This window comes from Mesorhizobium sp. WSM4906 (genome assembly GCF_029674625.1).
In the GTDB taxonomy this organism is placed as follows: Bacteria; Pseudomonadota; Alphaproteobacteria; order Rhizobiales; family Rhizobiaceae; genus Mesorhizobium.
Genome location: NZ_CP121355.1, coordinates 2022438 through 2036199 on the forward strand (window position 1 = coordinate 2022438; position 13762 = coordinate 2036199).

Genomic DNA, 13762 nt, shown 5'->3' on the forward strand with positions numbered 1-13762 from the left:
CCGCAGTTAAAATCCTGACTTCGCGAGAGAGACGAGAATGCTTCTGGAAAGGCAGACGCAGTTGCAGCAACTGGAGGCCCTGCTGACGCATGCGATGCAAGGCTGCGGCCGCGTCGCGGCGCTGTCGGGCGAGGCCGGCGCGGGCAAGACGGCGCTGGTCGAGGCTTTCGTGGACCGCGTGGGCGTGGATCATGTGGGCGTGGATCGCGCGGGGCAGGGGGTGACCTTGCTCCGCAGCGCCTGCGAGGACCTGTCGATACCCGATCCGCTGGGGCCGCTTTACGACCTCGCCCGCGAGGCGCAATGGGAACTGCCGCGGGCGATCGACGATCGGCAGAGGCAGCGGCTGCCGCTGTTTTCCGACGCGCTCGATGTCTTCGAGGCGAAGGGTCCGAGCCTGCTCGTCATCGAGGACTTGCATTGGGCGGATGACGCGACGCTCGATCTCGTCCGCTTTCTCGGCCGGCGCATTGCAAACTCCCACATTCTGCTCTTGGTCACGGCGCGCACCGATCGCAGCGAAGGACAGATGCGCGTTCGCCGGGCGCTTGGCGAGATCCCGGCCGCCAATCTCCAGCGCATCGAGGTGCCGCTGCTCAGCGAGGCTGCCGTGCTGTCGCTCGCGGAGCAGGCCGGCCGCGACGGCGACGCGATCTACCGGGCCACCGCCGGCAACGCCTTCTTCGTCACCGAACTGCTCGCCGCCGAAAGCGACAGCGCGTTGCCGGCGAGCGTTCGCGACGCGGTGCTGGCGCGGGCCGAACGCCTGTCGCCCGGCGCCCGTTCGATGCTCGACGCGGTGTCCGTGTTTCCGCGCCGCGCCGATGCCTGGGCGCTCAGCGGCCTGTGCGGGATCGCGGCAGCCGGCCAACTCGCCGAATGCGTCAGCCAGGGCCTGCTCGAGGATTTCGGCGACGGCTACGCCTTCCGGCACGAGATCGCTCGCCGGGCCATCGAGATGGCGCTGACGCCGAGCCGACGGCGCGAGTACAACCAGCGCGCACTGGCCGCACTGCAGGAGAACCCGGATGTGGCCACCGCAAGGCTGGTGCATCATGCGGTGGAGGCGCAGAACCTGGAGGCGGTGCGCACGCTTGCGCCGCTTGCGGCGCGCGAGGCTTCCCGCGTCGGCGCGCATCGCGATGCCGCCGGCCATTACGAGGTCGCCTTGCGCCATTCCGACGGCCTGCCGATGGAAAGCCAGGCGGCGCTCCATGAAGGCCATGCCTTCGAATGCCATCTCATCGGCCGCATCGACGCGGCCATGGAGGCACAGGGCGAAGCGCGCCGGCTGCAGCAAGCGCTGGGCGACAGGCTGAAGGAAGGCGACAGCCTCAGATGCCTGTCGCGCTTCGCCTATCTGCTGGGCGACCGCGAGGCAGCGGATCGGTTCGGGACACAGGCGGTCGAGCTGCTTGAAACGGCGCCCGACAGTCCCGAGCTTGCCATGGCGTACTCGAACCTTTCCCAACTGGCGATGCTGGCCGAAAGGCTCGACGAGACGCTTTCGGTCGGCGGCAAGGCCGTGGAGCTGGCGGAGCGGCTGAACCGGCCGGACATCCTTTGTCACGCGCTCAACAATGTCGGGGCAGCCGGACAATGGCTGGATTTCGCCAAAGGGCGGCGCGACCTCGCCCGCAGCCTTGGAATCGCCCTTGCGGGCAATTTCCAGGAGCATGCGGCGCGCGCCTTCACCAATTGCGCCTGCGTCGAGATGAACCGGATCAACCTCAACGAGGCGGAGGCCTTCCTCGACCGTGGCATCGCCTATTGCGTCGAGAACGATCTCGCGACCTGGCGCGACTACATGCGCGGCGTGCAGGCGCAGCTGTTGCTGCGGCGCGGCCTGTGGAACGACGCGGCCGCGGTGGCGCATGATGTCATCGACAACGAGGCAACGACCGCGCTCGTGCGTTACCCATCGCTGGTGGCGCTGGGGAGGCTGCGCATCCGGCGGGGCGATCCTTCGGCCGAGCCGGTGCTGGATGAGATGAGGCGGTTCCTGGACAAAGGCATGGAGTTGCAGCGGCTGGTGCCTTACGCGATGGTGATGGCCGAGCTTGCATGGCTCGGGCAAGGCGACAGAGAAGAGGCGCTACGCCTGATCGACCTGGCCGAAAGCCTGTCGCCGACGCGCGCGGTGTTCGGCGAGCTGGCGACCTGGCGGCAGCTGCTGGCGCCTGACGATGATCCGGGTGAGACCGGCGGCATGGCGGAGCCGCATCGCCTTCTGCTTGCCGGCGACTGGCGCGGCGCCGCGGCATTCTGGGCCGGGATCGACGCCCCCTTCGAGCGCGCGCTCGCCCTGCTGCAAGGCGACGAAGCGGCGTTGCGCGAGGCGCTCGACATCTTCGAAGGGCTTGGCGCAAGGCCGGTGGCGCAGCACGTGCGCGGCATGATGCGGCAAAGCGGCGTCAGCCATATCGCGCGCGGACCAAGGCAGGCAACGCGCGCCAACCTCGCCGGTCTCACCCAGCGCCAGATGGAAGTGCTGCAACTGATCGAGCGCGGCTTCTCCAACAAGAAGATCGCCGCGCACCTGACCATCTCGCCGAAGACGGTCGATCACCATGTCTCGGCAGTGCTGGAGAAGCTGGAAGCCGTCTCGCGCGGCGAGGCGACGGCCGCGGCGCGGGCGTCGGGATTGTTGTGAGGCTTGTTTCCTGCGCCTGCCCCTCATCCACCCTTCGGGCGCCTTGTCCCCGTTGAACGGGGAGAAGGAAGAGGGAGTCAGGCGAAGGCGCCGTGGCAGTGTTTGTATTTCTTGCCAGAGCCGCAGGGGCAGGCCTCGTTGCGGCCGACCTTGCCCCAGGTCGCCGGGTTCTTCGGGTCGCGATTTTCCGGCGCGACGATGGCGCTCTGATCCTGGCGGACCAGCAATGCAGTCTCGCCGCCCTGGAAATCGTCCTCGCCCGTGGTGCCGTCGATATGGCTGCCGAACATGTCGGGCGCAGCCGGTGGCGGCGCTTCAGCCGCTTGGCGGACGAGCTCGACGCGCATCAGCTGCGCGGTGACGGCCTGGCGCAGATTGCCGAGCATGCCCTGAAACAGCTCGAAGGCCTCACCCTTGTATTCCTGCAGCGGGTCGCGCTGGGCATAGCCGCGGAAGCCGACGACCGAGCGCAAGTGGTCGAGATTGACGATGTGCTCGCGCCACAGATGATCTAGCGTCTGCAGCACCACCGAACGCTCGACATAGCTCATCACGTCGGGGCCGAAGCGCTCGGCGCGCTCCTTGGCGGCTGCCTCGGCGGCGGCCGAGATGCGTTCGCGGATATCGTCCTCGGCGATGCCCTCTTCCTTGACCCACTCCTCTACCGGCAGGTCGAGGTTGAGATACTGCGCCACCTCTTCCTTCAGGCCGGCGACGTTCCACTGCTCGGCATAGGCGTTTTCCGGGATGTTCTTGGTGACGATTTCCTCGATGACGCCCTCGCGCATCTCGGTGACCGTCTCGGACAGGCCTTCGCCGTCCATCAGCTCGATGCGCTGCTCGAACACCACCTTGCGCTGGTCGTTGGAGACGTCATCGTATTTCAGCAGATTCTTGCGGATGTCGAAATTGCGCGCCTCGACCTTCTTCTGCGCCTTTTCCAGCGCCTTGTTGATCCACGGGTGGATGATGGCTTCGTCTTCCTTGAGGCCGAGCTTCTGCAGCATGCCGTCCATGCGCTCGGAGCCGAAGATGCGCATCAAATCGTCCTGCAGCGACAGGAAGAATTTCGAGCGGCCCGGGTCGCCCTGGCGGCCGGAACGACCGCGAAGCTGGTTGTCGATGCGGCGCGATTCATGGCGCTCGGTAGCCAATACATAGAGGCCGCCGGCGGCCAGCGCCTTTTCCTTCAGCTGCGCGATGTCGTCGCGGATCTGCCTTTCGCGCGCCTCGCGCTCCGGTCCGGCCGGAACCTCGGCAAGCTCCTCGGCGATGCGCATGTCGGCATTGCCGCCGAGCTGGATGTCGGTGCCGCGGCCGGCCATGTTGGTGGCAATGGTGATGGCGCCAGGCTTGCCGGCCTGGGCGACGATAGACGCCTCGCGCTCATGGTGGCGGGCGTTGAGGACTTCGAAGTTCTTGATGCCTTCCTTGCGCAGGCGCTCGGCCAGCTGCTCGGATTTCTCGATCGAGGTGGTGCCGACCAGGATCGGCTGGCCGCGCTCGCGGGCGTCGCGGATCTCCTTGACGATCGCCTTGTACTTCTCATCCACCGTCCGGTAGACCTCGTCGTCCTCGTCCTTGCGGGCAACCGGCAGGTTGGTCGGGATCTCGGTGACCTCGAGATTGTAGATGTTGGCAAATTCCTCGGCCTCGGTCAGCGCCGTGCCGGTCATGCCGGCGAGCTTCTTGTAGAGGCGGAAATAGTTCTGGAAGGTGACGGAGGCCAGCGTCTGGTTCTCCGGCTGGATCTGCACATGTTCCTTGGCCTCGAGCGCCTGGTGCAGGCCTTCCGAATAGCGGCGGCCGGGCATCATGCGGCCGGTGAACTCGTCGATGATGACGATCTCGCCGTTTCGCACGATGTAGTCCCTGTCCTTCTGGAACAGAAGGTGCGCCTTCAGCGCGTTGTTGACGTGATGGACGATGGCGACGTTCTCCACGTCGTAAAGCGACTCGCCCTTCAAAAGGCCGGCGTCGCGCAGCATGTTTTCCAGCTTTTCGGTGCCGTCCTCGGTGAAGATCGTGGTCTTCTGCTTTTCGTCGACCTCGTAGTCGGCCGGGCCGAGCTTCAGCATGAAGGCGTCGATGGTGTTGTACATTTCCGAGCGGTCCTCGAGCGGACCGGAAATGATCAGCGGGGTGCGCGCTTCATCGACCAGGATGGAGTCGACCTCGTCGACGATGGCATAGGCATGGCCGCGCTGCACCATCTGCGAACGCTCGTATTTCATGTTGTCGCGCAGATAGTCGAAGCCGAGCTCGTTGTTGGTGGCGTAGGTGACGTCGGCGGCGTAGGCGTCGCGGCGTTCGTCATCCGAAAGACCGTGGACGATGATGCCGACGCTGAGGCCGAGGAACTTGTAGATGCGGCCCATCCATTCGGCGTCGCGCTTGGCGAGATAGTCGTTGACGGTGACGACGTGCACGCCCTTGCCGGCGAGCGCATTGAGATAGACCGGCAAGGTGGCGACAAGCGTCTTGCCTTCGCCCGTGCGCATTTCGGCGATGCCGCCATTGTGCAGCACCATCCCGCCGATCAATTGCACGTCAAAAGGACGCATGCCCAGAACGCGGCGGGCCGCCTCGCGCACGGTAGCGAAAGCCGGTACGAGCAAGTCGTCGAGAGAAGCGCCGTTGGCGAGATCCTGGCGGAATTTTTGGGTGCGGCCGGCAAGCTCGGCATCAGAGAGCGCCCGCATCTCGTTTTCCAACCCATTGATGGCCTCGACCCGGGGCCGGGTCGACTTGACTCGGCGGTCGTTGGAAGAGCCGAAAACCTTACGCGCGAGAGCGCCGAGACTGACCATCCAATGGTCCTTTCGATAGCAATTTTAGCCGTTTGCGACAGGCGCCTGGCGGGCCCATCAAATCCGCGTGAATGCGGACAAACGCAAAAAGCGCCCGGAAAACGGTTCTGGACGCCAAGTCGTTGGACAGATAAGAGGGGGCTCAACTGATGTCAACGCCGCGTTAGCCCCATGGGCAGCGCCAAATTCCGCCACAATCGGACTGATCTGGAACCTTTCCGCTCAAGCGATCCTTATTGGCAATCCCCATTGGAGTTTATCTTGATGTCCCTGCTATTCCGCCGCGCGTCGCTCGCCAGCCTTGGCCTGGCCTTCGGGCTCTCGGCACTTTCACTGTCGCCGCTGATGGCGCAGGAAACCAAGCCAGCCCAGCCGGACGCCGCGGCTCCCGCCGCTGCGCCGGTCGACCCGAACGCCATCGTCGCCACCATCAACGGCGAGAAGCTGACCGAGGCTGATCTTGCGCTTGCCGAAGGCGAGCTGTCGCAGCAGTTCCAGCAGCTGCCGCCGGAACAGCGCCGCGCCGCCGCCCTTTCGGCGGCCATCGAAATCCGCGTCATGGCCAAAAAGGCGGTCGACAGCGGTCTCGACAAGGATGCCGATTTCCAGCGCCGCATGGCGTTCCTGCAGCAGCGCGCCCTGCATGGCGAGGTGGTCGAGAAGGAGGTCGTCAACAAGGTTACGGACGCCGAGGTTCGCGCCCGCTACGACCAGGAAATCGCCAACACGCCGCCGGTCAATGAAATCCACGCCCGTCACATCCTCGTGAAGACGAAGGAAGAGGCCGAGGCGATCATCAAGCAGCTCGACGGCGGCGCCGATTTCCAGAAGCTCGCCAACGAGCATACCAGCGACCCGAGCGGCAAGTCGAACGGCGGCGATCTCGGCTGGTTCGGTCCCGGGCAGATGGTGCCGGAGTTCGACAAGGCGGCGTTCGCGCTCGATGTCGGCAAATACTCCAAGGAGCCGGTGCAGTCGCAGTTCGGCTGGCACGTCATCAAGGTCGAGGACAAGCGCGCCAAGCAGCCGCCGGCCTTCGACGACGTCAAGGACCAGGCCAAGCAGGCAGTCATCCGCGACAAGTATTTCGCCATGGTCAAGGAATTGCGCGGCGCCGCCAAGGTCGAGATCCCGGACGGAAAGCTGAAGGCTGCGGTCGACACGCTGGAGAGCGGCAAGTAATCCGCTCTCGCCTGGGAACTTTGCAAAGGGCGCCTTCGGGCGCCCTTTTCGCGTTTAAAGCGCGTCGCGCTTTGCGCGTGTCTTTGCCCCAGACGCTGGGCCCCAGACGCTGGGCGCCGTTTTTTATTGCCTTGTGTGCACGGCCAGATGGACTCCGGTGGCCTTCTGCAAGTGGCTGATGACGGAAAACAGGTTGCCTGCCGTGGGGTTGCCTGCAGCGCTGAACATCCGCATGAGGCTTTTTGGTGGCCTGCCAACGTCTTCGGCGAGTTCCTCGAAGCCAATGGTCGCGTTGATATAGTCGCGCAATACGAGCTTGCCCGTATCGACATCTCCATTGAGCAGCAGCTCAACGGCTTCGCCGAGAAGGGCAGCGCGAAATGCCATATCGGTGTCGGCACGTGCCTTGACAGTTTCCTTGAAATCGCGGGTCAGAGGCATCGTTATCGCCCTTTCTTTCGTTGCAGGTACTCTTGCCATCGATCTTGCGCGGCTGTGATATCCGCCTGTTGCCTACGCTTTGTGCCGCCGGCGAGAAGAATGACCAACTCTTCGCCATCGCGCCCGAGATAGATCCGGTAGCCCGGCCCCCAATCGATGCGGTGTTCCAAAACGCCGGCCCCGACCGATTTGAGGCTTGCAAGATGATGCGGGCAAGAGCGACCGTGATCTTCGCCGCCGCCCGTGAATCCAAGGACCCGAACCAAAGCAAGTTTGTTCTTTCCGGCCTACCGTTCAAGACGTTCCGCAGGGTTCATCCGAAATACCTTTTCGCTCCGATGCCTTAAGGATGCCGCACGTCAGGTAGCGGACCGCGGTCCGGATCGTCGCCTCGTCTTCATCGAGGCGGTTGGTCAGAAGATGCCGCCACGCATAGGAGGCGATCAGGTCAGCCACGATGCCGGCGTCAACGTCCGCCGCCAGCTCGCCGCGCGCCTTGGCGCGCTCGATCATTGCGCCGGTATGGGCGCGGCGCCCTTTCGCATAGTCGGCGAGCGCCGCCGCCGCGGCCTCGTCGGACTGCGCTTCGGCGATCAGCGACCGGAAGACGTTGCCGGACGAACTGTCGCGCCAGTGCGCGAACAGATTCGCCAGGAAGCCGGCGAGATCCTCCTCGAGCTTGCCGGTATCGGGCACCTCGACGCGTTTTTGCCGCTGGTAGACTTCGATCAGCAGCGCCGCCTTGCTCGGCCACCAGCGATAGATGGTCGGCTTCCCCGCCCGCGCCCGCCGCGCGACGGCCTCGATCGAAAAGCCAGAATAGCCGGCCTCCGCCAGCACCGCTTCGGCGGCCTCGATGATGGCGTCGGCGCTTTCCGGGTTTCGCTTGGCGCCGATCGACTTGCGCCCCGGGGCGGCAACTTCGCCCATATCGTCGTCCTTAGATTGTCTTGACGCAATTCCGGACGGAAAAACCGCTTCACGCTTTTCCAGGAATTGCCTTAGCCGATGAATCTTCCGCTGATCATATTGGGTCCTGAGGCGAAACGAAACGGATCGTTTTAGATCGCGGCGTGACCGGTGAAGCCCATGAAACGCGGCCAGAACGCCTCTTGCGCCGGCGCGCGCTATCGGGCAAACCGGCCTTCCTTTCGCGTTCTGCCGCTTCGGGGTCCCAATGTCCGCAACGATTTCGCCGCTCGCACCGAAGAAATATCCGAAAATGCCGGTCATCGAGGGCGTGCGCATCGCCACCGCAGAGGCCGGGATCAAGTACCGGAATCGCACCGACCTGCTTGCCATGGTCTTCGATCCGGGCACGGCCGTCGCCGGCGTCTTCACCCGCTCGAAATGTCCCTCGGCACCGGTCGACTACTGCCGCCAGAACCTGCCCGCCGGCAAGGCGCGCGTTCTGGTGGTGAACTCCGGCAATGCCAACGCCTTCACCGGCAAGAAGGGCAAGGCCTCGACGGTGCTGACGGGCGAGGCGGCGGCGAAGGCCGCCGGCTGCTCCGAGAGCGAAGTGTTCCTGGCCTCGACCGGCGTCATCGGCGAGCCGCTCGACACCAACAAATTCAGCCACCTGCTCGCCGGCCTGGTGAGGGACGGCAAGCCGGACCTGTGGACCGAGGCGGCGAAGGCCATCATGACCACGGACACCTATCCGAAGGTGGCAACCCAGACGGTGAAGCTCGGCGATGCCGACGTCACCATCAACGGCATCGCCAAGGGCGCCGGCATGATCGCGCCCGACATGGCGACGATGCTCTCCTTCATCGCCACCGACGCGCCGATCGCGGCCCCCGTGCTGCAGGATCTCTTGTCGCGCGGCACCGCCAAGACCTTCAATGCCGTCACCGTCGACAGCGACACCTCGACCAGCGACACGCTGCTCATCTTTGCCACCGGCAAGGCAGCCGCGCGTGGCGCGCCCGCGATCAGCGACCCAAAGGACGCGCGGCTCGGCGCCTTCCGCCGCGCGCTCGGCAAGGTGCTGAAATCGCTGGCGCTGCAAGTGGTGCGCGACGGCGAGGGCGCGCGCAAGCAGGTCGAGGTCACCGTCACCGGCGCCAAGTCAGCCCGCTCGGCCAAGCGCATCGCGCTCTCGATCGCCAATTCGCCGCTGGTCAAGACGGCGGTCGCCGGCGAGGACGCCAATTGGGGCCGCGTCGTCATGGCCGTCGGCAAGGCCGGCGAGCCGGCCGACCGCGACCGGCTGTCGATCTGGTTCGGCGACAACCGCCTGGCGCATGAAGGCGAGCGCGATCCGGACTACTCCGAGGAAGCGACGTCGGCCTATATGAAGCGCGACGATATCCGCATTCGCGTCGACCTCGGCATCGGCCGCGGCAAGGCGACGGTGTGGACCTGCGACCTCACCAAGGAATATGTCGCCATCAACGGCGACTACCGGAGCTGATGGCGCCGGTGTCGAGGCATCCGGCAAGCGTGTTGGCGGTGGTGCGCCGCTACGAGGCGGCGGGCTTTCGCGCCTGGCCGGCGGCGGCCGTCCACTACGACGGGACATGGGTGGTGCGGCTGACGGCCGGCCACCCGGCAAAGCGCCTGAATTCCGTCAATCCGCTCGATCCGGGCGATACCCATGCCATTGCCGAACGCATCGTGCGCGCCAGCCGCCGCTTCGACGCTTACGGCCGGCCGCTGACCTTTCGCATGTCGCCACTTTCGGGGCAGGTGCTGTCGAAGCATCTCGACGATGCCGGCTGGAGTCGGTTCGACGAATCGCTGGTGATGCGGCTGCCGCTCAAGGAGGCGCAGCTCGACGCCGCGATGGACCAGATTCCGCTGAAGGACATCAGCCGCTTCATCGGCGCGGCGATCAAGACGAACGGCTCGGACGTCGCGCTGCGGCCCGGCCTGTCGGAGGTCATCGGCGCCATTCAGCCGGAAGCGGGGCTGTTTGCGCTCGAAGACGGCAACGAGCCGCTGTCGACGCTGATCTGTGTCCATGACGGCGACCTCGCGGGACTGTTCGAGGTCGCCACCGAGAAATCGGCGCGCAAGAAGGGCCATGGCCGCAACCTCATCCTGTCGGCGCTGAAATGGGCGCGGCTGCGCGGCGCGCGCGAAGCATGGCTGCAGGTCGAGGCCGGCAATGTTCCGGCGCTGTCGCTCTATCGGTCGCTCGGCTTCGAGGAAGTCTATCGCTACCACTATCGCCGGCCGCCCGGCGCATGAGCGAGATCAAGCCAGCCGGAAAGCGCCTGCTCCTCGTCGCGGCCTGCGCGCTGGTCGACGCCGACCGGCGCGTGCTTCTGGCGCAGCGCCCGGAAGGCAAGCAGCTCGCCGGCTTGTGGGAGTTTCCAGGCGGCAAGGTCGAACCCGGCGAGACGCCCGAGGAATGCCTGGTGCGCGAGCTGCATGAGGAGCTCGGCATCGAGACCGAGATCCCTTGCCTCGCGCCGCTCACCTTCGCCAGCCACAGCTACGACGATTTCCACCTGCTGATGCCGCTTTATGTCTGCCGGAAGTTCCGCGGCATCGCGCAGCCGAAGGAAGGACAAGGGCTGAAATGGGTCAGGCCGCGGCAGATGCGCGACTATCCGATGCCGCCGGCGGACGCGCCGCTGATCCAGTTCCTCATCGATCTGTTGTGATCGTCAGAGCAGTTCGGCGTTTCCACCAGATGCCGAACTGCTCTGACGATTCTTGTTTTTCGCAATTCCGGACGGAAAACCGCTACGCACTTTTCCTGGAGTAGCCCGCAAGCTGCCTTTGCCTCGCCTGTTTTAGGCAGCGTTAATGGAAGATTTATCTCGACATGGAAGATTGAGGCGAAGTCGTCCGCACGGCGGCATGCCCTGATTTTGTTTGGAGCCATTCCATGAGCCTCGAGAGAGACTGGGACACGATCCGGCCCGACCGCACGTTCCGCGCCGCCGATGCCGGCATGGGCATTTTGCGGATCACCTTGCTTTTCGGATCGGCCGCAGTGGCGCTGGCATTGATCGCGACGCCTTTCCTCGACAGCCAGCCGCGATCGCAAACCGCGCGTGACGGTTTGGCCGGCGGGCTCGACATGACCAGCACCGGCTCGATCGGGCACCGCAACACTTACACGCTGCGGCGAAGCGTGCTTCAGCCGCTGCCAAGTTCCGTCTGCGTGATCCGCAACGATGGCAGCCGCTATGGTGATTGCTGATTGGGGCGATTGCTAATTGGGACGATTGCTAATTGGTTAATAAATTCAGCGAGAAGGGGCCATTTCATCCCCCGTTAAGCTTTTGCCGTTAACCTTTCTTAACGGGTAGGCTCTATGGTTCCCGACAAGAGGGATCGACGACCATGAAAAACCTGCTGCAGCAATTCATAGAAGATGAATCGGGTGCCACGGCCATCGAATATGGTCTGATCGTCACCGTGTTGTCGCTGGCCATCATCGGCGGCATCGGCAAGGCCGCGGATGCACTCCAGTGGTTGTTCTCCGACAACAACAGCAGACTTGCCAATGCCTTCGCCCAGCACTGACCGATTAGAGGCAGTCCAGCGTGGCTAGGATCGCTGAACTGCTCTAACTAGTTGTTTTTATGGAAATTCGGACGGAAAACTGTTTCACCCTTTCCGGGAACTACTCCTGATCAATGCCCCGTCGGCTTCTCCAGGATCGTCTTCAGCGAGACCTTGGCCGAGCCAGGCTTGAGTGGCTTCTGCTGCGAGGCGTCGGGCGCCCAGCCGGACATCCACACGATTGAAAAGCTCGCCCGTATGCGGCCGTCCGGGTCCGAGAACCGTTCGGCATAGATCTCGGCGGCGCGGGCGAACAGCCGCCTGGTGGCCGGGCGCCGGCTACGGTCGAAAAGCGGGCTGGTCTCGCCCATGGCGCGCAGATCGGCGGCAAGGCCGAAGAGCGAGGAGTAGCGCACCGTGACCGTCTCGACGTCGGCGACCGGCAGCGCCAAGCCGGCACGCTGCAGCAACGCGCCGGCGTCGCGCACATCGGTGAACGGAAGGACGCGGGGGCTCGCGCCGCCATGAAGCTCGGTCTCGGCGGCAAGCAGGCTTTCGCGCAACTCGGCAAGGGTGCCGGCGCCGGCAAGGGCGCCGAGGAACAAGCCGTCGGGCTTCAGCGCGCGGCGGATCTGCGCCAGCATGCCGGGGATGTCGTTCATCGCCTGCAGCGACAGCAGCGAGACGACGAGGTCGAGACTTTCGGCTTCGAACGGCACGGTCTCCGCCCGGGCGACCAGGCCGGGTTCGCCGGCAAGGAAGACGTCATCCGTCTCCACACGAACGATATCGGCCACCTTGCCGCTGTCGGCGAGCACCCTGGCCGCCGCCGATGTCTGGCAAAACAGCGCAGCCGCCTTGCCGAACCTGCGCTCGACCGCGCCCAGCCGGTCGGCAAGGTCTTCCGCCGCCCGTCGCATCAGGAAATCGGCGCCATCGACGGGGTGCGTGAAGGCCCGACGCTTGTGCGCAAGCCAAAGCTGCGTGTCGATCAAGGGCTGCAACGGGTTATTCCTGTTGTCCGCGCATGCCGGACCGATGCTATGGTGGCGCGGGGTTTTCCTTCACGTGGCCGATCCGGTGCACAAGATCAAGACCATTGCGATCAAGGACATGGCGCGGCAGGCGTTGGGCTGGCCGACGCGCATGCTGTTTCCGCCGGTCTGTGCCGGTTGTCGCCGCCATGTCTCGCAGCCCGGCGTGCTGTGCGGCGCTTGCTGGCCGAAGCTCCGGCTGCTGGAGAAGCCCTGGTGTCCGGTGATGGGCACGCCCTTCACCCATGACATGGGCGAGGGCTTTCTCTCCGCCGAGGCGATCGCCGATCCGCCGCCCTTCGAGCGGGCGCGGGCGGCGGTCGTCTACTCGGGCGTTGCCCGCCAGATGGTGCAGGGGCTGAAATACCAGGATCGCACGGATCTCGCGCCATGGATGGCACGCTGGATGATGCGCGCCGGCGCCGAACTGATCGCAGAAGCCGATGTGGTGGTGCCGGTACCGCTGTATTGGCGGCGATTCTTCCGCAGACAGTTCAACCAGTCGGCTGAGCTGGCGCGCGCGGTGTCGAAACTCAGCGGCCTGCCTTTTTCGCCGGCGGCGGTGAGACGCGTGAAGCTCACCCGCCAGCAGGTCGGGCTGGAGCGGCACGAGCGCGAGGAGAATGTGCGCGCCGCCTTTCGCGTCCCGCCCGAGGCCGAGATCGAGATCGCCGGCCGCAGGGTGCTCATCATCGACGATGTCTACACCACCGGCGCCACCGTGCGGTCGGTGGCCAGGGCGCTGAAGAGGGGCGGCGCCGGGGCCGTCGACGTGCTGACCTTCGCCCGCGTCCTGCCGGGGGACTTTCGGGCCGATGAGTCCGCGACTATATAGATTTGGTTGAGTTGTATTTGTGCATGTCGTTTTCGCGCAATCGTCGGGCGACGTGCATCGGCAGGACTTCTGATTGATGGTCGATGTGACGATCTACACCCGGATGATGTGCGGCTATTGCACCGCCGCCAAGCGACTGCTCGAGCGTAAGGGCGTGGCCTATACCGAGCACGACGCTTCGTTCTCGCCGGAATTGCGCCGGGAGATGATTTCGAAGGCGCATGGGCGGACCACCTTTCCGCAGATATTCATCGGCGAGACGCATGTCGGCGGCTGCGACGACCTCCATGAGTTGGAGTCGCAGGGCCGGCTGGATATGCTGCTTGCCAACGGGAGATGA

13 protein-coding genes and 1 pseudogene are annotated in these 13762 nt (G+C 64.9%); 9 read left to right on the forward strand and 5 right to left on the reverse strand.

What is annotated here, in order from left to right; genetic code table 11:
• Positions 1–37 precede the first annotated feature (37 nt).
• Entirely contained in the window at positions 38–2653 is a 2616-nt protein-coding gene (locus QAZ22_RS09610; RefSeq protein WP_278206497.1) for a LuxR family transcriptional regulator, read from the forward strand.
• Between the two features lie 77 nt (positions 2654–2730).
• Here QAZ22_RS09610 and secA read toward each other — a convergent pair whose 3' ends face one another.
• Complete coding sequence (secA, locus tag QAZ22_RS09615) at positions 2731–5463, reverse strand: preprotein translocase subunit SecA (protein ID WP_278206498.1); 2733 nt, start codon at positions 5461–5463, stop codon at positions 2731–2733.
• Between the two features lie 264 nt (positions 5464–5727).
• On the opposite strand from secA, the gene QAZ22_RS09620 reads away from it, so the two are divergent.
• Positions 5728–6645, forward strand: a complete 918-nt coding sequence (locus tag QAZ22_RS09620) for a peptidylprolyl isomerase (RefSeq protein ID WP_278206499.1) — start codon at positions 5728–5730, stop codon at positions 6643–6645.
• Between the two features lie 123 nt (positions 6646–6768).
• Here QAZ22_RS09620 and QAZ22_RS09625 read toward each other — a convergent pair whose 3' ends face one another.
• The 3 genes and pseudogenes from QAZ22_RS09625 to QAZ22_RS09635 form a co-directional block, all read right to left on the reverse strand.
• The gene (locus QAZ22_RS09625; RefSeq protein WP_278206500.1) at positions 6769–7086 is read right to left on the reverse strand and encodes a transcriptional regulator; all 318 of its coding nucleotides are present in this window, start codon (positions 7084–7086) and stop codon (positions 6769–6771) included.
• Between the two features lie 2 nt (positions 7087–7088).
• A pseudogene (locus QAZ22_RS32200) lies at positions 7089–7384 on the reverse strand (type II toxin-antitoxin system RelE/ParE family toxin).
• Positions 7381–8016: a TetR/AcrR family transcriptional regulator gene (locus tag QAZ22_RS09635; protein WP_278206504.1), complete on the reverse strand. Its 636-nt coding sequence runs from the start codon at positions 8014–8016 to the stop codon at positions 7381–7383. Before QAZ22_RS09635 ends, QAZ22_RS32200 begins: the two are co-directional and overlap by 4 nt.
• 247 nt (positions 8017–8263) lie before the next feature.
• Here QAZ22_RS09635 and argJ point away from each other — a divergent pair, with 247 nt between their 5' ends.
• The 5 genes from argJ to QAZ22_RS09660 all read left to right on the forward strand — a co-directional run bounded on the left by argJ (position 8264) and on the right by QAZ22_RS09660 (position 11574).
• A complete protein-coding gene (gene argJ, locus QAZ22_RS09640; protein WP_278206505.1) occupies positions 8264–9505 on the forward strand; it encodes a bifunctional glutamate N-acetyltransferase/amino-acid acetyltransferase ArgJ in 1242 nt (413 codons plus the stop codon).
• Positions 9505–10284: a GNAT family N-acetyltransferase gene (locus QAZ22_RS09645; RefSeq protein WP_278206506.1), complete on the forward strand. Its 780-nt coding sequence runs from the start codon at positions 9505–9507 to the stop codon at positions 10282–10284. The genes argJ and QAZ22_RS09645 overlap by 1 nt, the downstream gene beginning before the upstream one ends.
• Positions 10281–10703: a (deoxy)nucleoside triphosphate pyrophosphohydrolase gene (locus tag QAZ22_RS09650; protein WP_278206507.1), complete on the forward strand. Its 423-nt coding sequence runs from the start codon at positions 10281–10283 to the stop codon at positions 10701–10703. The genes QAZ22_RS09645 and QAZ22_RS09650 overlap by 4 nt, the downstream gene beginning before the upstream one ends.
• A gap of 227 nt (positions 10704–10930) precedes the next feature.
• Entirely contained in the window at positions 10931–11248 is a 318-nt protein-coding gene (locus QAZ22_RS09655; RefSeq protein ID WP_278073711.1) for a hypothetical protein, read from the forward strand.
• Between the two features lie 143 nt (positions 11249–11391).
• On the forward strand, positions 11392–11574 hold the full coding sequence (locus tag QAZ22_RS09660) for a Flp family type IVb pilin (RefSeq protein WP_278206508.1): 183 nt from the start codon (positions 11392–11394) through the stop codon (positions 11572–11574).
• Positions 11575–11684: 110 nt separating this feature from the next.
• On the opposite strand, the gene QAZ22_RS09665 is transcribed toward QAZ22_RS09660, so the two are convergent.
• Entirely contained in the window at positions 11685–12557 is an 873-nt protein-coding gene (locus QAZ22_RS09665) for a methyltransferase domain-containing protein (protein ID WP_278206509.1), read from the reverse strand.
• Between the two features lie 64 nt (positions 12558–12621).
• On the opposite strand from QAZ22_RS09665, the gene QAZ22_RS09670 reads away from it, so the two are divergent.
• Positions 12622–13422, forward strand: coding sequence for a ComF family protein (locus QAZ22_RS09670; protein WP_278207807.1), 801 nt, complete (start codon positions 12622–12624; stop codon positions 13420–13422).
• A gap of 76 nt (positions 13423–13498) precedes the next feature.
• Positions 13499–13762, forward strand: a complete 264-nt coding sequence (gene grxC / locus QAZ22_RS09675; protein WP_278206511.1) for a glutaredoxin 3 — start codon at positions 13499–13501, stop codon at positions 13760–13762.